We start from the raw sequence: 24876 nt of genomic DNA on the forward strand, positions 1-24876 counted from the left end.
TTACCATTGAAAAGTTAATGATCCACCAGAATTTAAATGATCAAGAAGTTCAATAATAGAGGTAAGAAGAGTAAAACCTCAGTGTAACAGTAAAAAGACTCAGGGCAGAGAGGAAATAAAGCAAAGGCTACCCGGACGAGCTTTTTGAAAGAAGACTAAAAGGTCTTTGATGAGTCTGCTTATCTATAAACATACTTATAAATCATACGCTAAACAGTAAACCCATACCTATGAGATACCCTAATTCAAGCTAACAGCACTACCGGCAAATCAGATTTTTGGTTCTGCCAGATCAAACATTGTTAAAAACTATATCAACTTTAATTATGAGAAAAAAACCAAACCTTACCTTACTACTAAACCACAAGTTATTGCTGTATGGCATCTTATTGCATTTTTTTGTTTTGGATAGCGTGTACGCACACGATAGCTTGGAAAGGCCAAATAAGGGTATTGATGATAATTACATCACCCTAAGCGAAGACAATGATAGACTGAGAGAGAGCAGGGAGGAAAGAGAAAAATCTAAAACTTCTACTACAGAGGAGTCGGTGCATACTTCTGTCATGATCATGGTTACCGGGCAGGTAACTACCTCTACTGATGGATTGGGCTTGCCCGGAGTCAATGTATTGGTGAAGGGCTCCAGCACAGGTACGGTTACCGATGTGGAAGGGCAATTTAGTATTAATGTCCCTAACAATGATGATACTTTAGTGGTCTCTTCTATTGGTTATATCACCCAGGAAGTGCCTGTCAACGGACGCTCCGAAATTAATATTGTACTGAATGAGGACGTAAAAAGCCTGAATGAGATCGTGGTAGTGGGTTATGGTACGCAGGAGAGAGAAGAGGTTACAGGTGCCATTAGTACGGTATCAGGCCAGGAACTTACATCGCGTCCTGTCACGAATACTTCAGCCGCACTGGCAGGTAGATCTCCTGGCTTAACGGTGATGAACCAAGGTGCAGCTCCCGGAGCAGAGGATATAGAGATCCGAATCCGCGGGGTAGGTACCTTGAACAACTCTAACCCTCTGGTACTGGTAGATGGGATAGAGCAGCCCCTGGGTGTGGTTGAACCTCAGAATATTGAGTCTATTTCTGTGCTGAAAGATGCCGCCTCATCGGCAATTTATGGATCACGTGCAGCAAACGGTGTGATTCTGGTAACTACCAAACGTGGTGCTTCTACCGGAACCAAAATTTCTTATAACACATTTTTTGGGATTCAAAACCCTAGTTTCTTTCCTGAAGGAGCAGATCCCGAAACCTGGCTGAGATTGGAAAATGAGGCCCAGGTAAATGCCGGTGGTACGCCCACCTTTAGCGAAGAGTACATTGAAAATGTGGCCAATGGCACAAATCCACTGGAGTTTCCTTTTGCTGACTGGGAGCAGGTGTTAAACCCCGATGCATTTATGCAACAGCATAATGTGTCCATTTCCAGCGGTGGCGATGCCGGGAGAGTTTTTGCCTCAGTAAATTTCACCGACGCAGATGGTATCATTGATAATTTTAACAACATTCAAACTACCGCACGAATCAATGCCGATTTGTATGCCTCTGACAAACTGACCTTCAATACCAACCTGATGTACAGAAATGGCCATTTTAGCGGACCTGGCCATGCTTTGAATGCCAGTGGTATTGCCGGCCAACAGATTATCCAGGGGCTGCTGCATATCAACAGAAATGTGGTGATGGAATATCCTGATGGCACTTATGATCTGGTATCAGGCTATTGGAATCCCTGGGCTATGGCCAACGAAGGAGAGACGAATAGGCTAAATGACTATATGCTAGCACAAGGTGGTTTTGAGTATACCATCAACGATGCGCTTTCTGTAAGAGGTAATGTCGCTTATAACTTAGAAGATTCTAATCTGTCAGAATTCATGAATAGCCTGGCAGGTATGGAGAATTATCTGACCGGTGAACCACAGTCGGTTGCCGGATGGTTTGCCACCAACCAACTGACAGAAAGAACCGTCACCGAAAGAGAGCTGAGCCAAAGATTGTATCTGAATTACAACAAAAGCCTGGGCAGGCATGGTCTGGAGGGATTGGTAGGATACGAAGAGATCCACAATCAGCTCAAATATGTACAGGCCCGTAGACAAGGTTTTTTTAATAATGAACTCAGAGATCTGAATTCAGGAAGTGTAGAAAACCAATCCATCAGTGGCTACAATGAGGAATGGCGCCTGCGTTCTTTCTTTGGTAGAGTAAATTATGATTTTGACAACAAATACCTGATTCAGGCTAATTTACGTTTTGATGGCTCTTCCCGATTTGGCGAGGGCAACCGTTGGGGACTCTTCCCTTCCATTTCTGCAGGATGGAATATCTCTAACGAAGGCTTTATGGAGAGTGTAGTAGATAACAACGTGATCAGCACCATCAAGCTAAGAGGATCCTGGGGACAGTTGGGTAACCAGAATATCGGACTAAACAGGTTTAGAAGCACTTACAATCTTAATCAGGGCTATCAGTTTGGTGGCAATATTGTGAATGGTGCTGCAATCACTCAGGCAGGTAACCCGGATATTACCTGGGAAACTTCCACCATGACTAACATTGGTCTGGACATGACCTTCCTGGATGGAAGAATCGGAATGATTGCCGAATACTACTGGAAATACACTGACGATATTTTACTGGAGTTGCCGATTTCCAGCACCATCGGGGTGGCCCCTCCGGTACAAAATGCAGCAGCTGTTTCTAACAATGGTTGGGAACTAGCTTTGACATACCAAAGTGCCTACAAATCAGATGACGCATTCAGCTATTCGGTAGGTCTTAACTTCTCTGACGTTAAGAACAAAATAGAAGATTTGAAGGGTGCCGGACCATTCTTCCCAGACAACTTCTCCATATGGACAGAAGGTGAGTCTATGAACTCTCTCAGAGGTTTGTCTTCTCCTGGTCTGTACCGTTCACAGGCTGATCTGGATGCCTACCCTGCTACCATCCACCCCAGTGTAGGCATAGGAGATATCATCTACAGGGACCTGAATAACGATGGTGAAATATCTCAGTCTATCTTCCCCGGAGGTGACCAGGTGATTATTGCGAATGAAGATCCCCGATATGAATTTGGTATCAACTTCAGTGCTAATTACAAAGGATTTGACTTCTCCATGTTCTGGCAGGGTGTGTTACAAAAATGGCATTTGCTGGATGGAGCAATCCCTGAAGGGCCTGCATTTAGCAATTTTATACATGAAGTAATGGCTCAGGAAGCGTATCATCCGGAAAGAAATCCGAATGGAACCTGGCCGTTAGTCACTGCCGGTAACTCATGGAACATTGTTAAATCTGATTTCTGGCTGGCAGATAGTAAGTATGCCCGATTGAAAAACTTCCAGTTGGGATACACCGTGCCTCAGGATTTGATTCAATCTTTAAGGGTCTATATCTCCGGTGAGAATATGTTAACGATCACTCCTAATGATCTATTTGATCCGGAAACACCCAGAGGTAGAAGTCAATTCTTCCCTCAGACCAAGACAATGAGTGTGGGCCTAAATGTTGTGTTTTAGCAATAAAAAATTTGTAAGTGAATATGATCATGAAAAAATTTAATATAATCAGAAGCATACTATCGCTAGCTGTCCTTGCACTAGCAGGATGTGAAGATGGTTTTGACACAGGTTTGGATCTGGAACCTACCGGAGCAGTATCAGAAACTATTTTCTGGCAGGATGAAAACGATGCTCGCCTGGCGGTAAACGCTGTTTATAATGAGTTGGACAATACCCAAATGGTGATAGAGCTGGATGGAATCACTGATCTGGGCTTCCGTTCTGCCTCCAACGTCCCTACTTTCAATGACGTACGTCTGGGCGAGCTAGACCCTTCCAACGCTACGATCACAGGAATCTGGGAACGTTACTATAGAGGTATACGCAAAGCTAATGATGTACTGACCAATATAGGCAATGTAGAAGGAGATGCCGAAGTACTGTCCAGACTGGAGGCCGAGGCCAGATTCCTTCGCGCCTACTATTATACTCAACTGACCAGCCTGTGGGGTGATGTACCCTTAATTCTGGAACCGCTGGATATCAACGACCAAAGGCCTGCAACTGCCAAAGCTGAAATTGTTGATTTTATCATTGATGAATTAGATGATATTATCAGCAACAATGTACTTCCATTAAGCTATACGGACGTTAATGTCGGCAGAGTTACGCATGGTGCCGCCCTCACTTTAAAAGCAAGGGTTGCCCTCCGCAATAATATGTATGAGATGGTAGTTGACGCGACTACTGCGGTAATGGATTTGGGCATCTATTCATTGTACCCCAACTATGGTGAGCTTTTCCAGTTTGCCGGTCAGAATTCTTCAGAAATAATCTTTGACAGACAGTATGCTGTGGGAGGAAATGTATACAATGCATTTGGATATTCCGCGGCTTCCATAGGAGGAGGATCTACCGTAGAGCCCATGCATGGACTGTTTGAGAAATATGATTACAACGGTCCCGTGAATCCGGATGACCCTTTTGAGAATATTGATCCTCGCTGGGACTTTACTGCCTATTATACCGGACAACCCATTGGTACATCTACTTTCAACTCCTGGCCGACCAGTAATACACCTGACAGAATATCCAGTACGGAGTTTTCTACCGTGTATGGATATAATCTGAAGAAGTGGGTAGATTATGATACTTACTCTTCTAATCCTGATATCGGGTCTATCAACATGATTTTGATGCGTTATGCTGATGTTTTATTAATGTACGCCGAGGCCAAAATTGAATTAGGCGATATTGATGCTTCAGTATACGATGCCATCAATCAGATTCGTCAGCGCCCCACAGTTGAAATGCCTGCTATTTCTTCCGGGCTTTCTCAGGACGAGTTAAGACAGATCTTAAGAGATGAGCGTGCAGTTGAGCTGGCATTTGAAGGCCTGCGCATATTTGATATCAATCGCTGGGAAATTGGCGAAGTGAAAGCCGGGCTGTTGCAGGGAATGTATTACATCAACCAGAACAGCGGTGAATGGGAGATTCTGGATTTAGGTGTTGAAGCAAATTTTGTGGAGAGAGACTATCTCTGGCCCATTCCTCAATCTGAAATGGACATCAACGACGTATTAGAGCAGAATACCGGTTATTGATTTAAGGATGAGTTCGGAGGTATGGTTTACACTGTACTTCTGAACTCATTTTCATTACAGTAGTCGTAAGAGTCATGAGCTGTTATTTCTTCCCCCTTCAGCATGTATAAACCAGGCAGCAACTCATGCACAATAACCTTTATCCTTTCTCATTTGGATGGTTGACATGCGGCATATAGGATTCAGGCGCTTCTCCATTTTCCAGTAACTTCTGAAACTGAGCAAAAGATCAGCCAACCCAGGCTGTACACATCTTGATCATGCCAATAGCATGTCTCTCTCTCTGATTGTAAAACCTCAGATTTTTGAAAAAGACTGATCAGCAAACTGCATGGTATTTTGATGACGCTCACTCACATAATTCATGGCTTTTTGTCGGTAAGTCTGCGCGCTAGTATAACTTTCTACCACTTTCATCAATTGGCGGCTAATATCTTCTCCTTTCGTTTCTTCAATTTCAAACACCCAATCTTCTACGCCTATGTCGTACCACATCTGCCCCTTAATGGTGTCTTCCGGCTGACGCAGATAGAAAGCAGGAGTTCCGTGCGCAAAGGCCATGATTGGCGAATGGCACTCAAAACTAAGTACAGCCAGTGCTTTTTTGTAGACTGAGCTTGCTTCATCGGGGAGCCAGTAAGTATTACGTTTGACCACATTTTCCTTCACATCGGCTGGCAATGGCTCTATGAGCAATTCTTCCATGATGTCTAGCTGATAGGTCATTTCAGGACAAACCAATACTTTGTTTCCTGTCTCACGCACATAAGTAACCATCGCTTCTCTGGCTTTGGCATGGTCCTTTTCCTTATGCTCATCATTAAGTGCATTTACTTCTTCAATATACGCTTGACTCCACCCGGCATTATCGGGATGAATTTTGTAGTAAGGGGTTTTTCTTAATCTGGGGATTACGCAGATAAACTGCTTTTCTAGCAGCTCATTCTTTTGTAAAAAACCACTGGCCTTCTGGTCGTCCAGCAGATGCATGGCAAAAGTAGCATCTGGCGTAAACCCGGTATGCTCGCCCTGAATGCCTTTTGCTGCCAGGTTTTTCAGTGAATGTGTTTCCCGTGTATACACGAAGGAAGCTTTTTTGAGCAGATCTTCCAATTCCAGGCTGATATCCTGAATGGTAACGCCATAAATTCCGAAGGCTTTGCCAGTAGACTCATGCCAGCTTTTTAAGCCCTGCTGTCCTACTACACTGGGGCCTGAGCCATGCAGCATAAAATCAGCTTTTGAGAAAGCTTCTTTGAGCGCCCCACTGGAAGGACGAAGCTGATCATCCAAATCTCCCTGGATGATGCTCAACTGGGGAAAACCTTGACGTAACATAGCCTCCGCACCACGATCCAGCTCACTTTTGGGCCACAAAATCACCTGGGTATCTGGCGAAAAATCTTGCAGTACCTTGATCAGGCCGGGAGTATGCGCTATATCTCCGATATTGACTGTTTGCCAGCTGGAGTGAAGAAGGACAGTTTTATCCTGGAGCATCTGACGAAACATAGCTGGTACTGCCGGGCTAAGTGTAGTCGCGGCTGCCAGTAGGCCAGTCTTTTTTATCCAGTTTCTTCGGGCTATTGCTTTACCAATCATATATTTAATTAGGTTGTTGAAATAAACAATTAACCTGGCGGTAAAGCATAAAATACGACACTACTATGAAATAACCATAGTTAAACCGTCATTTTCTGAAGTGATAGCTTTACTTTTTTCTTCGTAAAATAGTCAGCTATATTAGAAACGCATTGTATGGTAATGACTAATTTTCCGGCAGATCGCCCTTTACCTATTATTTGTAATGCCTCTGGTACATCATCTAGTGTAAAGGACTTTTCAATAAACGGCTTGAGCCTTCCTTCCTCTGCCAGTTTGGATATGGTTTGCAAATCTGCCTGATTGGCACTGGCGAGAAGGCTGATCATCTTCTTCTTTTCCGTTAAGGTTTTCCACGGCCCTAATAGTATAGCGCCCATTGAAAAGGCACAGCTTACATAGTAGCCATTTCGCTTAAGCACTCGGCTAATCGCAGTAACAGAGTGATTTCCTACTACATCAAAGATCAGATCATACTGTTTTTTATGTTTGGTAAAATCCTGAACCGTATAATCAATCACGTGATCCGCCCCCTGGTTTAAAGCATTTTCTACCTTAGTAGTGCTGCATACCGCGGTAACTTGTGCGCCATAAGCTTTGGCGATCTGTATGGCATAACTGCCCACTCCACCGGATGCTCCGTTAATCAAAACCTCCTGACCTGCCTTAATTTTCCCTTTATCACGAAGCCCTTGCAAGGCTGTTATTGATGCTATAGGAAGTGCTGCCGTCTCTTCATAGGTCAGATTGGAGGTTTTTTTTGCCAGTCGCTTTTCATCAGTAGTAACATACTCTGCAAAACCTCCAAATCCACTTCCGGACAACTCCCCATAAACTTCATCACCTGGACGAAATTGAGTGACCTCACTACCTACTCTTTCCACAATTCCGGCAATATCAGCACCCAGTATTAGATTTTTGGGCTTGAAAAAACCTGCCATCAAACGCACAGGAAAAGGCTTCCCTCTTAACAAATGCCAATCCGCTTTATTGACAGAGGCGGCCAGTACTTTTACCAGTATTTCATTGGGTTTTGGCTCCGGACGTTTTACCTCTTTCAACATAAGGCTGGCGGGAGTTTCATATTCTTTACGGATAATCGCTTTCATACTGTAGTAGTTTGGATGTTGCTTTTATTTGATTTTGTTAACCCCTTGAAGAGCATGTAAAAAGTCAGGCTAACTTCTCCCAATGCAGCGGTAATTCCGACCACCAGCACCAGCCAGGCTTCATTCCCGGGAAAATTGAAGTTGCCAAATGTTTCCATGAGGTATCCTGCAGCGGATCCGATCAGCAGTCCTCCAAACAAATTCGGGATAATGTCCGATTGATAGATCAAAACTCCCAGCAGGAAACAGTGAATCCCAAAAAATGCTCCGGCGATTAAGTATCCGTAATGATGGGCTTCCATAAAAAGCAGACTTATAGAGTGAAGCTGTGCAGTAGAAAAAACATCTAGAAACGTTTCTCCACCCAAGACTTCCAGCGCCATATAATGATTGAGTAGGTTTAGGCTTGCAATAGCCGGATGCGCCAACAATCGGAATGCAGATGAGACCATCGCCAGTGTTTGGTTATACTGTTTAAAGATTAGATAGAGCATTACTGAAATGACAGCATCCAGTAAGAATGCGATCAGATCCGTTACCAGACCGAAGCGGAACAATCCTTCATTGGACAAAATGTTGGCAGCAGTAGTGGTTGCATCACCAGCTACTACTACTGTACCCCTCACATAACCCTGGCTAAACCCAGCACAGATGATCACCAGTAAGTACATGAAACCGGTAAGCATTAGCAGGCGCTTATTGTCCAGTGTAGATTCTTGATTTTTCATGATTAGGTTGGTTAGAAGGTTTTAAGGCTTAGTTAGTAAACTCAATAATATTGGCACTTACAGTCACCGTTCGTTTATAGAAGAATGGAGGAACTCCGCCAATATGTTCTTCGGTGAGAATATTGGTAAGTGTTCTTGATCCTGTAGTCAGCTCGGCGTTCTGGAGCATTTCCTGATAGGCCGATTCGTATAAGTGTTTCTTTTTAGGACCACCGAAAATCAATACATAAGTAACTTCCGAACTCCCACTTACCTGGCCGAGCACCTTAAAGTTGTTATCACTAAGGTGTACCTGCGTTGCGTTCTGGTTTTGGTTGAAAACCCAGGCCCTGTTTACTCCTCAGGAGCTCAGTCCGACGATCAGTACTAAGCTCAGGATTACTTTTGTTGTCTTCTTCATTTTACTTTTACTTTTACTTTTAAGTTCAAGAGTAAAATTGCGACAATAGCTTAGCACTTACTTGACAGTCTGTGCCAAAGCTTTGACACTTGAGGCCAGCCAGGATGATTCAGGCATTTTTTCGGTAGTCAGCAGGAGATTGACCCAGCCATCGTTTGAATGCACGATTAAAAGCGCTTTGTCCTGAAAAGCCAGTCAGGAATGCTATTTCACCTACGGATTGGTTGGAATTTCGCAATAAGTCTACCGATACCTCTTGCTGTATCTGTTGCACCAACTCCCTGAAGCTAAGGTCTTTTTCTGCAAGTCTTCTTTTGAAGGTTCTGGCACTCATGCCTAAGTATTCAGCTACTTGAATGACGCTTGGTATACCACTGGGAAGGGCTTCTTCAATAAGCTTATGGATTTCGCCTAGAAGCCGATCTGCATTTGCATAAATTCCTTTTTTCTCCTCGTCCATCCGATCAAGCAGAAAGCGATGGATGCTCTTATCTGCCTTCACAGTAGGGATGTCAATATCCGAGATTATAAATTGAATAGCGTTTTCTTCATGCCCAAAGCTTACCGGGCACTGGAAAAAATCAATAAATGGAGCTGTCACTTTAGAGGTATGCTTGAAGAATACTTGGGCAGGATGTATGTCTTTATCGGTCACTTCTTGCATGATACCTTTTAGCATGACGAAAGTAGCTTCATTGGCGATCTCTATACCTTTCCGCTTGGCATTTCTCATTAAAATGATCTTGGTAGCGCCATCCTTTTCCTCTATCCTCGCTTCTCCATGATCGGTGACGAGTATCATATACCTTTCAATACGATCCAGCACATCTTTCGCTCGCCAACAGGTTTTCCAGGAAAGTCCCAAAGTACCGTAATCATCGGCGGTAAGCTGCATGCCCTGCCTTAAGCCAAATGCAGGTTTCAAGTGCTGATCCGCTAGCTCATAGACTTCAAGCAGCAGCTCCATAGGGATATATTTATCTCCATGAATGATTTCTTTCATGCTTTGGTGATGATTCAGGTGATCTGATGATAGACCCTCACTTTGTGCTAGCCTGGTAGCTTTTTGATAAATACTTAAAGAAACGAAAGGCATGAGATTGATCAGTAGGAGTCAATTTACAAAATTATTTTTTGTAATCTACTTGCTCAAATACCGCAATACCTTTCCCTGCCTGCCAGGTCTTCAACTACCAATGTGCTGTAGTGCAGCGCTGGTCATTGACTTAAGAGTACTGTTTGTTTTGTTCTAACTCCAAAAATAGTATCAGCAAGTTGCCCACCCATCCTGTACATCTCCCTTATATCCATACGCCTCTCGCAGTATTCGCTTTACTCCTAATTGAAGCCAAACATGTGGTCAGAATACTCTTTCCCCTTCCTGAGAATAAACCGACCTTCTTTATTAATCAGCCAGTATCCACTTGGTCTGCACTTTTTTGCTAAAAAATACATCGCCACGTGTATACAAAAGAGTTATTTATGCATACAGAAGGGTTCAGGTTTCCCAAAAAAAAAGGCAGCTTACACTGCCTTTCTCACTACTCTTAATCGTGTATTTAATTTACGTTTTCCTAACTTCCTATCATCTCACCTCCATTAATATGAATTACCTGCCCTGTCATGTAGCTGGCATCTTCCGAGGCCAGAAAAACATAAGCAGGACCTACCTCTGAAGGCTGTCCCGGACGTTGCATAGGCACCTGCTTACCAAACTTCTCTATATCATCAAAGGTGGAAGGAATCAGCGGCGTCCAGATGGGGCCGGGAGCTACTGCATTTACGCGTATATTCTTCTGCGCCAGGTTCTGACTAAGGGAACGGGTAAAAGAAATAATTGCCCCTTTGGTAGAAGCATAATCCATTAAGTGAGAGCTACCTCTATAGGCCGTTACACTGGAGGTATTAATGATAGTACTCCCTTCTTTCATTTTGGGTAGCGCTACTTTGCACATCTGTATCATAGAGAAAATGTTGGTACGAAACGTATCTTCCATCATATCCAGGTCCATCTCCTCTATATCACTATGCGGATGTTGCTCAGCAGCATTATTCACCAGAATATCTATGGCACCTAGCTGTTGAAGGGTTTCTTTGATGCTGTTTTCACAAAACTTACGGTCCCTGATATCTCCCCTGAGCACCAAGCACATTCTACCTTCCTGCTGTACCAACTCCTTAGTGGTATTGGCATCTTCATCTTCTTCGCGGTAAATAATGGCTACATCAGCACCTTCTCTTGCAAAATGTACTGCTACCGATCTGCCTATGCCAGAATCACCTCCGGTAATAAGTGCTTTTCTGCCTTTTAGCTTTTCACTGCCCCGGTAATTGTCTCTGATGATGACCGGTTCGGGATGCATTTCACTCTCTTTTCCTGGAGTGCTCTGATCTTGTTGCGGAATTTGTTCGGGATAATGAGTCATAAAAATATAGTTTAAAAAGTTTATGCGATATTGGTATAAAAAAATTGCTTAATAAAGCATCGTAATACATGATAAAATGAACTACAAAATCCTATCAATAGTTAACCAAATATCAAATTTTGTCACGACTAACACAAAGCATAAAATGCTCACAAGGCAGAAACCTGTATTTTCAAATAGGCCAATTAGTAAAAATTAATCATGAAAAAATATAGTCTTTCTGATAAGTTTCTCTCTTGAAAAAGACTTAGCCTCAATTATTTGCGTTTTAGTGGATTACTTATTAATATATCATAAGTACGAAGTATAAGTTTCTTTTTTATAAGTACTTTTGGTACTGATCAAACCCCCATATTGATGACATACAGTAGTATTCAGACACGTGAGCTTAATTTCATTGATGAACAGCAGAACAGGCTTACCATCAATGCGCAGGAAGCTCTTAAGGAAAGGCTTCTTTCGCAGGCCAGAGAGCGTGCGCTGCATGAGGGAGCTAGTAGCAGTTCTCCCTTCAGAGTTTATGAGTACTACTATGATGAACTGGCCAGCTTCATGTCTTCCTACCCCAGCATCTACATTGATCTGATTCTCATCAAGTTAGAAGATCACAAACTTAACTAACTCCTCTTAGCCTCGTCAGAACACTTTGACTACAAAACAGTTATATATTCAATTTAGCTTACACTTTTTTATATACCTTTAATAATTTTTTAGACTTTGCGCAATTGCTTAGTTGTTATATTGTGCCTTTGTGCAGTTTATGTACATGCCCAGGAAAAAGAGAAGGAAAAAAAATATACTCCTCGCTCTATCGTGGATACCATTCATATTGAGAAAAATACCCTTGTAGTAGGAGAAGATAGTATTTTCTTTCTGGAGAAGGATTCCGTGCTGTATATACAGGATTCCGTAAAAAGTGAAATAGAGTCACTGTTGCAGGAAGGCGAATCTACCCATGAGAAAGAGTTCTATGAAAACCTTACCAAAGATAAAGATAGCAGCCTGCTTCGTGAAAAAATCATAGACCTGGTCATTGACTCAGAAGATGAGTCTGATTCAAGTTCCTCTGAAACACAAGTAATCAATCCTGACCCCTCCTTTGATCTGGAAGGCAAAGTGGTTGGAAATATTACCATACAGGGAATAGAAGTATTTGGGCCCAGTGTCAATGATACTACTTATGATAAAACCAGCAGCATCAGCAGGTTTATCAATAAGCTTCACATGTATACCTGTGAAAATGTAATTCGCAACCGCCTTTTGCTGGAAAAAGGCGATTATTTAAATGCTGCAAAGCTGCTGGATAATGAGCGTCTGATCCGCTCTCTGCCTTACATCAGGGATGCTCGCTTTATGGTAGAGACTGTGCGCGGAGATACGGTAGACCTTCGCCTGGTCACCCAGGACCTGGTGGCCTACACTGTATCTGCTTCACCGGATGGGCTGGATGGCGGTGACTTCAGCCTGAATAACCTTAACATTCTGGGATACGGACACCAGATGTATAATACCATCAAGATCGACCGGGACAGAAGCAGAAAGTTCGGTTATGAAGGGGAATATCTTATTCCCAATATCAGGGGGACACTCATTGAGGGCCTGGCTATCTATGAAAACACCATCTATCGGCAGCGCTATAATGTATCTGCCGAACGGAGCTTCCTTACGCCCGGAATCAAGTTTGCCGGAGGTGTCTCGCTGGATTACAGCCGTGAACTCGCCTATGCTCCCTGGATCAATGATTATGATATTTTGCACACTTATGAGCATGAAGAAGATATACCCCGCCACCTTTTTAAGCGTTTTACCCAAGACTACTGGATAGGAAAAAGCTTCTCTCCGGGATTTATCACTGCCGCCGACCCACGAGCACGCCTGGTAGTAGCCCTGCGTTATCAACAAAAAAATTTTTTTGATCGCCCTGAAGTAAGCATTGACACCAACCGGGCATTTCACAACCGCCACCTCCTGCTGATGAGCCTGGGTTACTCAAGAAACAATTTTACGCGGGAGCGGCTGGTCTACGGTTACGGTCGTACGGAAGATATTCCTCTGGGCAAAGTTACTGAAATCATCTTCGGGCCGGAGAAAGGAGAGTTCTATAATCGCTTCTTCACGGGTATACGTGTGGCGCGGGGAAACTATGTGCGTCCCCTGGGATATATCTCCGGTGGATTCCGGCTGGGAGGTTACTGGCATAACAGAGAACTGGAAGATGGATTGTTACAAGTGGCCGCACGAACTTTCTCTTACCCTATTCAATGGAAACGTACCTCCTACCGGCTCTTTTTCAATGTAGATTATGCCCTGGGTATCTCCCAAAACGGGAAGGAAGATTTCCGTGAAAATATGATTAGCCTCAATGATCGCCAGGGAATACGAGGTATGCGAAGCTATCGTATGCACGGCAATAAGAGGCTCGCCCTTAGCCTGGAAACCGTAGCGTATCTGCCCTTTGAATTTTACAGTTTCAGGATGGCTACTTTCTTTTTTGCTGATGCAGGCCTGATTGCTAACCATGATGAGAAGTTATTAGACAGCCCTTTATACCAGGGCTATGGCCTGGGCCTGCGAGTCAGGAACGAAAGGCTGGCTTACAAGACCTTTCAACTGAGGTTTGCCTGTTATCCGGTAGCTCCCCTGGGAGAATCCCAATTCAAAGTTACGATCGCAGGACTCCCTATTCCCCGCCTGATGGATTTTAGCGTGCGCAAGCCCCAGGCGTTTGAATTTGAGTAGACAATTTCAGATTTCATACCCTAAGCCTCCAACATTCAGCACTATGAAGCTGTTTGATATGATACAAAACCTAAACTGTAGTTGATATGGAAATGCGTGATCATTATTTTGAAGAGATAAAGCTCAAACTAGATAGTTTGCAAAGACAATTTAGAGAAGATGTGCAGAAATTGGATGATCCCCAGGCCAAAGCCCTGCTTGAAACTTCTGCCGAAGTACTGAAAGGCTTACATACTGCCTTTGACCATTATGAAAAAAAGACTGAAGCCGCCTGGGAAGACAGTGAGGTAAAAGTAGAGACAAAAGAAGCAAATTCTAAAGGTCAGACCGGTACTCCCAAATCATCAAGCCCCACGCATGGGTGAACAGTGCCAGAGTTCTCGGTATTATAGAGCTAGGATGTATCATAAAGACTGTTGACACTTCTAAAACTCCAGCCTATAAGTCACCGATGGAATGATGGGAAACAGACTATACTGCTTTAGCTTTCCCTTGGCTTCATACACAAAGTAAGGGTTAAGTCTGCTGTAAGCATTGTACAGAGAAAATATCCAGGTCCGTTGGTTTTTGCGTTTCGTCTCCTTTTGCTTCTGATAGCTGATATCCAGCCGATGGTAAGCAGGGGTGCGGAAATTATTACGCTGATTCATCAGAGGTCTTTCGTCAAAAGCATCTTCGTAGTAGGGTGCATATTCCCAGTTAGGAGGCTTTACTCCCTGGTAGCGTGCGGTGGGTAGCGTAATGGCTGTTCCGGTATTGTACACAAAAGTAAGCGATAACATACGATCACGAGGCAGGGCATAATTCACCAATAGAGAGAGGTCATGCCGACGATCGTACTTAAATGGAAAAGCCTTTCCGTTGTTGATTTCCTCAAACCAACGGTTGGTAAAGGAAAGCGTATAACCCAGCCAGCCGCTGAGCTTTCCCACCTTTTTATTGACAAATAATTCTACCCCATAAGATTCTCCATCCCCGGATACTACTTTATTCTCCCAGTTTTCTCCGTTCTGGTACAGATAGCTGGCGCCATCCCGGTAGGTGATCAGCTGGTTCATCCGTTTGTAATAGCCTTCCAGACTCACTTCGTAAGCACCGTCCCGCAGGTCTTTCACTACCCCTAAAGCCACCTGCTCAGAAAGCTGGGGAGCCACATTGTCAGTAGAGGATACCCATAAGTCAGTGGGCAGACCTATTGAAGAATTGGTCAGCAGATGAAGATACTGCGCCATATAGGTGTATGAAGCTTTTACTGCCAAACGCTCATTGATCAGATAACGGGAAGCCAGACGAGGCTGTAAATTGCTGTAGGTCTTATCATTTACACGAAATAGTGAGCCTCTCAATCCGGCATTTACACTAAGCTTTTTCGTTATACTGATTTCATCTTCTACATAAGCTTCCGCGTTCAGGCTGTTTACGAAAGCCTGATTGTTGAAAGTGGTATCCGCACTGGGGTTGACTACCTGCACCACTTCTGGACTGAAACGCATGAAAGAAAGCTTAACTCCGTACTTGATGTTATGCGACAACGAAGGAGAATAGTCAAAATCCAGTTGGAGTTTGGCATCCCGGACGCGGGAGCGGTTGCGAGAGAAATATTCATCTTCCCCCTGCTCTACCATGTACTCCTGAAAGAAAGTAAAAGTGCTATAGCTCAGCGAAAGGTTACTGAACAGTTTGGGACCAAAGATTTTGTTCCAACGAACTACTGAGGTCAGATTCCCCCACTTGAAGTTGAAAGTGCTCTCATCCCCATAGTCATCATAAGTATCAAAGAAGCGGTCACGGCCGGTGTAGAAGCTCAGATAGATACGGTTATTCTGATTGAGCTTGTGATTGTACTTAGCATTCACATCATAAAAACCATAGCCAAAAGTGCGGTTATTTTGCAGCGAAGCAATGGCAGCCGTTATATCCAGCCAGGTACGTCGGGCTGAGATAATAAAAGAAGAAGTATCTTTCTTAATAGGAGCTTCATAGGTAAAACGGGCGGCAATAGGACTGATGGAAAAGACTCCTTCACTTTCTTTGAGATTGCCTTCCTTCATGGAGATATCCAGTACAGATGAGAGCCTGCCACCGTAGCGGGCGGGTATACCTCCCTTATAAAGTTCTACATTGTTGATGGCATCAGTATTAAATACTGAAAGGAAGCCGAAGAGATGGGATACATTGTACACCGGCACCCCATCCAGCAGGATCAAATTCTGGTCAGGACTTCCGCCACGTACGTATAAGCCCGCTGAACCTTCAGTACCTCCCTGTACGCCCGGCAGCAATTGCAGCGTTTTGAGAATATCAGCCTCCCCTCCCAGCACCGGAGCCGCTTCTATGGTTTTCATAGAAAGCTTATGTACGCTCATCTGCAAACGCTCTACCTGATTCTCTTCAGGGCTGGCCGTGATCTCTACCTCCTCCAGCAGGGTATTGGACGTTAGCTCTACATCCAGGCGAAGGTTTTTATTCAGTAACAATTGCTCTTGCTTACGAGCGTGGCCGGTATAAGAAAAGATGATGCCTACACTATCGGCAGGCAGGCCGTTCCTGCCGGAAGGTAAACTGAGACTGTAAAAGCCATACTGATTGCTGGTAGTCCCTTTTTGCAGTTGTGGCAGATATACGGAAGCACCGATCAGCTTCTCTCCACTCTCCTCATCACTCACATAACCGCTGATGGTATAGGTACTTTGCGCCCAAGCATAAAGGCTAACGCTGCAAGTGAGCCAAATCCGTATCAGGTGTTTTATCAATCTTATCACGGGTCATTCTTCTTTGATAAAATGCTTGTCATATCTGCCAGATTTTGGAAATCTGGCAGATATCTTCTTACCTATCGCCCCAGCTTCCAGCCTACCGAAAGCTGTAAGCTGCGGTTTATCGTTTTAGCATCAAAAGCCAGAGGGTCGTTCGGATCAGCCCATCTAAACTCTTCAGATATGTCATATACTCCCAGGCTATAACGGAGGTCTACCAGCCACCTTTGGAATAGCGCATAACTGAACCCGGCATTGACAGCTATGTCCAGATCTTTAATGCCGCTCCGTTCGCTTTCCCCCACATCCAGCAAATAACTAAACTCCGGTCCGGCACCTAATTTAAGCTTGCTGACCACCTCATATTGCAGCATAATGGGTAAGCTGAGGTAATGCAGGTAGCTGTTGTCACTAAATGCTCCCTCATCCTCCAGCTTACCTCCCCCTTTATTGACATAAAGCAGCTCGGGCTGTAGGCTAAGTTTTTCCGAGAAAGAAAGCAAAACAAATCCGCCTGCCAGATAGGAAAGCTTAGGATCAGTATTCGTGAAATCTATTTCTCCTTCATCCAGTGTAATAGTATTGGAAAGCATGGCCCCGGCTTTGAGGCCATACGTGATCTGAGCTGCGGCACTCAAGGAGAGTAAACATATCCCAGCGCAAATAAAAAATGTGAGCTTCTTCATAGTGATTACTTTAGTGTGAAAAGAATTGAGCTTACTTACCCAGTTTCCAGCCTACTGAAAGCTGTAAAGTACGGTTTTGGATATTGTAGTCTGAAAAAAAATCGGCGAGATTAGTATCGGAAAAACTGAAACGGGAGGTTTCAAATTTATAACTATCCAATACACCATGATTATACCTTAAGCCAATATTCAATCTATCAGTAAGGTCATAACTAGCTCCAATATTAATTGCAAGGTCAAAATCACTAGTGTAGTTGTGTGTACGATTATAAAAATTACTAAACATTGAGCCTGAGGTAGCGCCAAGAAGATAGCCAACTTCCGGTCCAGCCTCTATCTTTAACCTGTCAGTAATTTTGTACTGAAGCATAAGAGGCAAATTGATGTAATGCCTGTAAAAATTTTTCCAACCTTTATTTGCGTAAAGCAATTCTGGTTGTACACTAAATTTGGCGTTGATTGGAATGTTCATAAACCCGCCTACAAGATAAGAAAGCTTTTCAGGTCCCAATCCACTTAGTGAATCAGGTGCGATGGTGGCTATATTTGACCACATTGCCCCAGCTTTGAGGCCAAACTTTACTTGCGCCGTAGCAGCAGAGGATAAGAACACAAGCAGTGCGAAAGAGAAAATGAGCTTCTTCATTAATTTCAAAATTGTTTGATAATGGTTATATCTGATGTTTCTAAGTGATCGGTATTACAATCCTTTAATGCCCCTTAGTCAACAGGCAATTTTACTTCAACTCACTTACCCAGCTTCCAGCCTACCGAAAGCTGTAAAGTGCGGTTTTGGATGTTGTAGTCAGGAAGTCCTGATCCAGCTACAAATGACCTATACCCATGAGTATTGTATATTCCCATATTATACCTAAGCCCAATAATCCACCTATCCAGGATAGCATAACTTGCTCCTACGTTGATACCAATATCAAAGTCCTCAATATCCCATCTACTCCTAGCCTCACTACCAGGAAATTTTGAATAAGCAGCTAGCATATAACCTATTTCCGGCCCCACCTCAACTTTAAGTTTATTGATCACCTGATACTGTAGCATGACGGGCAAATTAATATAATGGCGATTTGTGTATTGATCGCCCTTACTGGCATAAAAAACCTCCGGCTGTACATTGAATTTAGAGCTGATTGGTATAGTCATGAAGCCTCCTAATAAGTAGGATATCTTAGCATCGTAAGAACCTGAAAGTGAATCCGGCTCCACCAATACAGTATTGGACCACATCGCTCCGGCTTTGAGGCCAAACTGTACCTGTGCCATAGCAGCTGAGGATAAAAATACAAGCAGTACGAACGAGAAAATGAGCTTCTTCATAAAGTATGGTTAATGGTAAGATGGTTTATTTACAAGGTTTTTCATCAATAGGGATACTTACTGAGTTATAGGCAGCAAAAATCCCCATGCCATTTTCTATATTGGAGTAGACTTCACTGGACGCTACAAAGGGTTTGAATCCGATATCATCATCATCATTGTATTCCTGGTTAAGAGCATATATTACACTTGATTTGAGGTAGCGATCGTAGTGTCTGCTGGTGCTTAAAATATGTACATCTCTGTAAGTTTCCCATCTCGGCTCAGGCTCAGGCTGATAGATATAGCTGGCAACATCAAAAGTAATGGGTAAGCCATCCAGTGACACATCATCTATTCTTATATAAAATTCATATTCAGTGATTCCTCCCGAAGTATTATCTACAAAAGCATTAAACCTGTCTGGAACAGAAGAATAGGATTGGTAGTAGTTTGGCTTTACTACGCTTACCAAAGGCGGATCAACCTCTGTGCACACGAAATCGCGGTCAATAAACTCGCATTGCCGGATGGTGTAAGAAGTATTTACTGTATAAAACCAGTAGAAATTAGACTCCTGCGCCTTGTCCTGTATATCCACCTGAATACTGGCGTTTCCCCATACATATGTGGTATCGGGCCTGATGCAGGCAGTAGCATCCGGTAAATCCGGGATAATATCCGAAGCCCTTACTTCAGGATAATCCTCTACCGCTACTTCCACCCTATATTCACTACCAGCTTTGGGGTAATAGTCCAGTACATACAGACTGTCCTGAAAGATCAACTCTCCCAGCAACTCATCATCTTCGTACATCCGTACCGTGGCATCTTTTACCAGAGGGTAATCATTTCCAAAGCTATGCACAGGCAAGGTTTTGGTTACGGATACTTTGATCAAACTATCGGGATGCAATATACCATTGAGCACAAGCTGATCTTCAGCCTGAGGATAAGGCAGGTCTAGCTCTTTGGTGCAGGAAACTGCCAGAAGAAGAGTACAATATGGTATAAGCTTTTTGAGCATATTAATAGCTTATTCACAAGGAAAATCCTCTACGGCAATACTCACTGAATTATAGGCTGCAAATATGCCAGAACCGTTTTCTATGTTGGAATATATTTGTGTAGGCTCAGCAAAAATGCCGGGAGTATCACGAAAACCATTATTGAGCGCATACATCACACTAGATTTGAGATAGCGATCGTAATTTTCACTTGTACTCATCACATGGAGTGTCACATATTGATTACTATCTAATTGATTCATTTCACTTTGTTGAAACATAGGGTCTCCTATAGACCCTAGTTCTATATTGATATTTTCTTCATTCAAGGAGTAATCATCTATTCTTATAAATCCACTGTATTCAGTAACTCCTCCACTGGTATTGTCAATTGATGCATTAAACTTATCAGGAATGGTTGAATAAGAATGCAAATAAAACATTCTCTCAGTGTAAAGAGATGAATCTATTCCTACACAGAAATATGATGGGTCTTTCTCTGGAGCGATTCTACATTCAAAATCACCATAAGTAGTAATCATAAGCGTTAGCCAATACACATTATCTTCTAACGTATTATCCAGTATATTAAGTCTTGTTGTAAGGTAACTAGAAGAGGAGTTATCGGCAAAAAGGTAGCAAGCATCAGCGGTAATGGGCAAAGGTATTTTATCTGAAGCACTAATTATATCATGACCAGGTATTATAACTTCTATTGTATATTCACTTCCTGCTTTAGGGTAATAGTTCAGGACATAAGTGCTGTCCTGATAACTCAATTTGCCAAGCAATTCATTATTTTCGTATAATTGTACCTCAGCATTAGTAATCAAAGGAAAATCATTGCCACTACTTCTGGTAGGAAGAGTTTTGTTTATTGATAACACAATAACACTATCTGGGTGTAATATAGCATTTAACACAATTTGGTCTTCAGCCTGAGGATAAGGCAGATCCAGCTCTTTGGTGCAGGATGTACAAACAAGTACTCCTAAAAAGAGCGCTAATATTGTCTTCTCAACAGGCTTCATTTACGTGTAAACGCATAACTATCTACAGTTATTATTGTGAGCGCACAAAGAAACAATTATTCATCTTATTTTAGAGCCTTATTCTCACTTTAATTTAAGTAGATATGTTTTTTGGGCAGGTCTATCTGTATACAAGACAGGCTGTAAACTACTTCAAATCTCAGATTGGACAAAGGTTACGTAAGAAATATCACGGTATTATATTAAAGCGCTATTAACGCAAAAGCATGTAGTGTAACAATATTGAGTGCTATCCGCTAAATTCCAACTTTTATATCAAAATAGACTAAGTACCTACGCCCTGTTTTTAAATTAGCCTATCAAAGTTTATATACAAGTGGCTACAAGCTCTATTGAGTTGATTCTAACCGAACCCTCAAGGCCGAACCTTTCAGGCCGAACCTTTCAGGCCGAACCTTATCGTAACAAAAAGTAGAATAATCTTTACCCGCCTTTTAATGCACGCTACTCCTTCCTTTTGATACTACAAGCCGCTAAAGATGCCTTGCCGGGCTGGCCTGACGGCATTATCTTCGGGTGTTGCATGCCCTTGGTGCAAGGATAAGCCTTGCAAATGCGAACCAGATATATAAAAGGACATTAAAATAAGGCGAAATATGCATCTGCTTCACGTCACTTGCTCCAACTGCTTCCCGCCGGTTTGGGCAAGTGCCCCGGGGCAGTCAGCCTAACTGACGGGAGGCAGTTAGCAGAAGTGCTTAGGGGCAGTTGAATGATTTGCAATGAACAGCTTGTGTAGAACAGAGATATACCGAGCTGATACTTCGTCCGATTAGGAGTGGAAGGCTAGGCTATGTCTGGGGGACCCCATCTGATAACTTAGAGTATTAAGTATAGATCTGCCAAATTTCAAAAATTTGGCAGATCTCCTGGGTTATAAGTTATTGATCAGAAAGAGGCTCCCAGACACAGCAGCCTGGCTAAAAGCATAAAAAAAGGGGCAAATGCCCCTCATCCTGGTCCTATGTTAGACAGTTACTATCAGTTCGGACTATACTACTTCCAGACTGACATCCATCCTACCGCTGCGCACTTCTTTAGAGCCGCTGATGGTAGTACGTACTTCAAGGCTATAGCTTCCTTTCTTCATCCCTTTGGGCATGGCAAAGCTTAGTTTGCTTTTGCTATTGTTCCGCAGACGCTCTACCCTGTACTCCGTACCGCTGCTGTGGATGAAAAACACCCCCTGCTCAGCAGATTCAGTATCCTCAACTTTTACCAGATCGCCTAATAGTTCGGCGGTATTGCCCGGTGTAATCTGCTGGTTGATCGTATCGGAGCCATAATCATAAAACTCAATCAGCTCAGGTGCAGGCACTACGTTTTGCAACTTCTTGGTCACTATCCGCTCTACTGCCCTGCGCATCTCCGTATTTTGAAGTAAATTGATGTTGATCTGGTGTCGCTCGGGATCAAACTCATCCTTTACATTTTTAAATACCCCACTGATGGTGTGGTAGATGGTAAAATAGTGGGAAGTAAAGCCCAAACCGAGGCCGATGTTGTGGGTTACCTCCTTCAGGAATGCATTGATTACGGCATTACATTCTGTCTTTTTCAGAATAGAACCTTCTATTGTCATGTTTTCTACAATCTCTTCTACAGTAAGTCTTTTGCTGTCCTGCACCTGTGCCCTGAAATCAGTAGGATCGGGCGTCAGCGGATTGTCTTTGAGTGAGTAAAATAAGTACATAATCTTTTGATTTGTAAAACGTTAACCTCAGTGAAGATAGGCTTCAGGCAGAAGTATAACTATGAGATTAATATAGCACGATATGACCTGTAAGCATTATGAGGTTATGCATGAATTTGGCAGGTAAGTTTTTTATCATAAAATACTGTTGCACAAACCATTACGACCTATGCCCACGCTGAAGCTTTGAACTAAACATCCTGAACTTTATATTGTGATATGCTACAGTCACCCCTAAGACATAAGTTTACCGTAGAGGAGCTTTACCGCCTGCAAGAACTGCTGCAACCCGAGCAGCGTATGGAACTTGTGTGCGGAGAAATTATAGATATGAGTCCTATAAACCCACCCCATGCTACCTGTGTGCGTAAGTTAATACGCTTTTTTCAGGAGCACCTAGCAATTGAAAAGTATGTATATGATGTCCAGAACCCCCTTAAGCTATCTGATGACTCTCTGCTGCAGCCGGATCTGGTGATCTCCCACCTGCGCCCGGGGCTTCTGGAAAATGAGCATATCAAAGCCGAAGATGTAGCTGTGCTTATGGAGGTGGCGGACTCCAGCTATCGCTATGACAGTGAAGACAAGTATGCCCTTTACGCCTCTGCCGGAATTCCGGTCTATGTCATCATTAATCTCAATCAGCGACAGGCAGAAGTATATACAAAGCCGGAAGGTAATCAGTATACGCTAAAACAAATTGCGACAGAGCAGTTTACCATGCTGGATATACTAATTACACTGGATGATATTCTTCCCAAAGCCTAGATATGTTGAAGTGTTATGGTGTTATAGCTTTCTTGAATATGCAACTATAACACCATCACACCATAACACTTTAACACTAACTATTTCATCAACTCTTCTATCTCCTCTGCTTCTATCGGTATGTTGGCCATAAGGTCATTAATGCCATCTTCCTGTATCACTACATTATTTTCCAGTCGGATGCCGATGTCCTCTTCCCGAATGTAAATACCCGGCTCCACGGTAAAGACCATGCCCGGCTCAAAGATACGGTACACATTGCCTACATCATGTACATCCAGCCCCAGATGATGGGAAGTACCGTGCATAAAATACTTCTTGAGTAGAGGCTGCTTGGGGTTTTGCTTTTCCACATCATGCTTGTCCAGTAAGCCCAGGCCGATCAACTCGCTCTCCATGATTTTCTCTACCTCCTTCTGGTACTCCTTGACCACATTACCCGGCCGGAGCATTTTCATGGCTTCCCGCTGTACCCTAAGCACCGCATTGTACACTTGCTTTTGGCGTTTGCTAAACTTCCCACTGACGGGAATGGTGCGCGTCATATCCGCATTGTAGTTGCCGTACTCCGCACCTACGTCCATCAGCAGTAAGTCACCTTTCCGGCACTGCTCGCTATTGGCGATATAGTGTAGCACACAGGCGTTTTTACCGGAAGCTACGATAGGTTCGTAAGCAAAGCCGCGAGAACGATTCCTGACAAACTCATGCAGGTACTCCGCTTCAATTTCGTACTCCATCACACCGGGTTTCACAAACTGCAATACCCGGCGAAAGCCCTGCTCCGTAATATTACAGGCTTCCTGCATCACTTTAATTTCTGCTTCAGACTTTACCGCTCTCAAATGATACAGATGTGGAGCCAGCCTTTCGTAACGGTGCAAGGGGTATCTCTGCTGACACCATTTGATAAAACGGGCATCGCGGGTTTCTACTTTTACATCGGCCCGAATGTGCTCATTGGCATTAAGGTATACATGATTGGCTTCGGCCATCAGCATGCTGAAGATACGCTCAAACTGGGATAGCCATAGTACGGTCTGTATCCCCGAAACCTCCCTGGCTTCTTCTTTGGTATACTTGTGTCCTTCCCAGATAGCGATCTCCTCATTGGTCTCGCGTAAAAACAGTATCTCCCGATAATCTTCGTTAGGAAAGTCGGGAAACATCAGCAATATGCTTTCCTCCTGGTCAATGCCAGTAAGGTAAAAAAGGTCGCTATTCTGAATAAAGCGCATACTCCCATCCGCATTGGTCGGCATGATGTCATTGCTGTTCAGCACCAGTACCGAGCAGGAATGCAGCTCGCTGCATAGGCGTTTTCTGTTTTCTGTAAATAGTGAAGCATCTAATGGTGCGTATCTGGGCATGGGTTATTATTTTTGGTATACTACGGTACAAATGAATAAGTGAGGCACAATAGTTTGTTGTAAAGGTGAACACTAAAACAACCAACATGTAC

Annotated in this window: 19 protein-coding genes and 1 pseudogene; 6 read left to right on the forward strand and 14 right to left on the reverse strand. The window is 43.3% G+C overall.

The window, feature by feature from the left end:
* Positions 1-326 precede the first annotated feature (326 nt).
* Positions 327-3545: a SusC/RagA family TonB-linked outer membrane protein gene (locus tag WJR50_RS29780; protein ID WP_341296982.1), complete on the forward strand. Its 3219-nt coding sequence runs from the start codon at positions 327-329 to the stop codon at positions 3543-3545.
* 29 nt (positions 3546-3574) lie between these two features.
* Positions 3575-5134 (forward strand): RagB/SusD family nutrient uptake outer membrane protein, encoded by a 1560-nt coding sequence (locus WJR50_RS29785; RefSeq protein WP_341296983.1) that lies wholly within the window; start codon positions 3575-3577, stop codon positions 5132-5134.
* 297 nt (positions 5135-5431) lie between these two features.
* Here the strand turns inward: WJR50_RS29785 and WJR50_RS29790 are convergent, their stop codons facing one another.
* The 6 genes and pseudogenes from WJR50_RS29790 to WJR50_RS29815 all read right to left on the reverse strand — a co-directional run bounded on the left by WJR50_RS29790 (position 5432) and on the right by WJR50_RS29815 (position 11399).
* On the reverse strand, positions 5432-6736 hold the full coding sequence (locus WJR50_RS29790) for a polysaccharide pyruvyl transferase family protein (RefSeq protein WP_341296984.1): 1305 nt from the start codon (positions 6734-6736) through the stop codon (positions 5432-5434).
* A gap of 80 nt (positions 6737-6816) precedes the next feature.
* Positions 6817-7845: an NAD(P)-dependent alcohol dehydrogenase gene (locus tag WJR50_RS29795; RefSeq protein WP_341296985.1), complete on the reverse strand. Its 1029-nt coding sequence runs from the start codon at positions 7843-7845 to the stop codon at positions 6817-6819.
* Positions 7842-8573: a DUF4386 domain-containing protein gene (locus WJR50_RS29800; protein ID WP_341296986.1), complete on the reverse strand. Its 732-nt coding sequence runs from the start codon at positions 8571-8573 to the stop codon at positions 7842-7844. Before WJR50_RS29800 ends, WJR50_RS29795 begins: the two co-directional genes overlap by 4 nt.
* A 28-nt stretch (positions 8574-8601) precedes the next feature.
* Positions 8602-8901: pseudogene (locus tag WJR50_RS29805) on the reverse strand (DUF6567 family protein); the annotation flags it as partial.
* Positions 8902-9082: 181 nt separating this feature from the next.
* The gene (locus WJR50_RS29810; RefSeq protein ID WP_341296987.1) at positions 9083-9976 is read right to left on the reverse strand and encodes an AraC family transcriptional regulator; all 894 of its coding nucleotides are present in this window, start codon (positions 9974-9976) and stop codon (positions 9083-9085) included.
* A gap of 571 nt (positions 9977-10547) precedes the next feature.
* Positions 10548-11399 (reverse strand): SDR family oxidoreductase, encoded by an 852-nt coding sequence (locus tag WJR50_RS29815; RefSeq protein WP_341296988.1) that lies wholly within the window; start codon positions 11397-11399, stop codon positions 10548-10550.
* Between the two features lie 357 nt (positions 11400-11756).
* Between WJR50_RS29815 and WJR50_RS29820 the strand changes: the two genes are divergently transcribed.
* The 3 genes from WJR50_RS29820 to WJR50_RS29830 all read left to right on the forward strand — a co-directional run bounded on the left by WJR50_RS29820 (position 11757) and on the right by WJR50_RS29830 (position 14503).
* Positions 11757-12020: a hypothetical protein gene (locus WJR50_RS29820; RefSeq protein ID WP_341296989.1), complete on the forward strand. Its 264-nt coding sequence runs from the start codon at positions 11757-11759 to the stop codon at positions 12018-12020.
* A 96-nt stretch (positions 12021-12116) separates the two neighbouring features.
* A complete protein-coding gene (locus WJR50_RS29825; protein ID WP_341296990.1) occupies positions 12117-14138 on the forward strand; it encodes a BamA/TamA family outer membrane protein in 2022 nt (673 codons plus the stop codon).
* An 86-nt stretch (positions 14139-14224) separates the two neighbouring features.
* Complete coding sequence (locus WJR50_RS29830) at positions 14225-14503, forward strand: hypothetical protein (RefSeq protein ID WP_341296991.1); 279 nt, start codon at positions 14225-14227, stop codon at positions 14501-14503.
* 60 nt (positions 14504-14563) lie between these two features.
* Here WJR50_RS29830 and WJR50_RS29835 read toward each other — a convergent pair whose 3' ends face one another.
* The 7 genes from WJR50_RS29835 to WJR50_RS29865 all read right to left on the reverse strand — a co-directional run bounded on the left by WJR50_RS29835 (position 14564) and on the right by WJR50_RS29865 (position 22646).
* Positions 14564-16900, reverse strand: a complete 2337-nt coding sequence (locus WJR50_RS29835; RefSeq protein WP_341296992.1) for a TonB-dependent receptor — start codon at positions 16898-16900, stop codon at positions 14564-14566.
* Positions 16901-16971: 71 nt separating this feature from the next.
* Positions 16972-17580 (reverse strand): porin family protein, encoded by a 609-nt coding sequence (locus tag WJR50_RS29840; RefSeq protein WP_341296993.1) that lies wholly within the window; start codon positions 17578-17580, stop codon positions 16972-16974.
* A gap of 31 nt (positions 17581-17611) precedes the next feature.
* Positions 17612-18226: a porin family protein gene (locus tag WJR50_RS29845; protein WP_341296994.1), complete on the reverse strand. Its 615-nt coding sequence runs from the start codon at positions 18224-18226 to the stop codon at positions 17612-17614.
* Positions 18227-18327: 101 nt separating this feature from the next.
* Positions 18328-18915 (reverse strand): porin family protein, encoded by a 588-nt coding sequence (locus tag WJR50_RS29850; RefSeq protein ID WP_341296995.1) that lies wholly within the window; start codon positions 18913-18915, stop codon positions 18328-18330.
* 25 nt (positions 18916-18940) lie between these two features.
* Positions 18941-19921 carry a DUF4249 domain-containing protein gene (locus WJR50_RS29855; RefSeq protein WP_341296996.1) on the reverse strand — a complete coding sequence of 327 codons (981 nt, stop codon included), beginning with the start codon at positions 19919-19921 and terminating at the stop codon, positions 18941-18943.
* 9 nt (positions 19922-19930) lie between these two features.
* Positions 19931-20932 (reverse strand): DUF4249 family protein, encoded by a 1002-nt coding sequence (locus WJR50_RS29860; RefSeq protein ID WP_341296997.1) that lies wholly within the window; start codon positions 20930-20932, stop codon positions 19931-19933.
* Between the two features lie 1012 nt (positions 20933-21944).
* Complete coding sequence (locus WJR50_RS29865) at positions 21945-22646, reverse strand: DNA-binding domain-containing protein (protein WP_341296998.1); 702 nt, start codon at positions 22644-22646, stop codon at positions 21945-21947.
* Positions 22647-22865: 219 nt separating this feature from the next.
* Between WJR50_RS29865 and WJR50_RS29870 the strand changes: the two genes are divergently transcribed.
* Positions 22866-23414, forward strand: a complete 549-nt coding sequence (locus WJR50_RS29870; RefSeq protein WP_341296999.1) for a Uma2 family endonuclease — start codon at positions 22866-22868, stop codon at positions 23412-23414.
* Positions 23415-23494: 80 nt separating this feature from the next.
* On the opposite strand, the gene WJR50_RS29875 is transcribed toward WJR50_RS29870, so the two are convergent.
* Entirely contained in the window at positions 23495-24784 is a 1290-nt protein-coding gene (locus WJR50_RS29875) for an aminopeptidase P family protein (protein WP_341297000.1), read from the reverse strand.
* Between the last annotated feature and the right edge of the window lie 92 nt (positions 24785-24876).

Source organism: Catalinimonas locisalis (assembly GCF_038039535.1).
GTDB lineage: Bacteria > Bacteroidota > Bacteroidia > Cytophagales > Cyclobacteriaceae > Catalinimonas.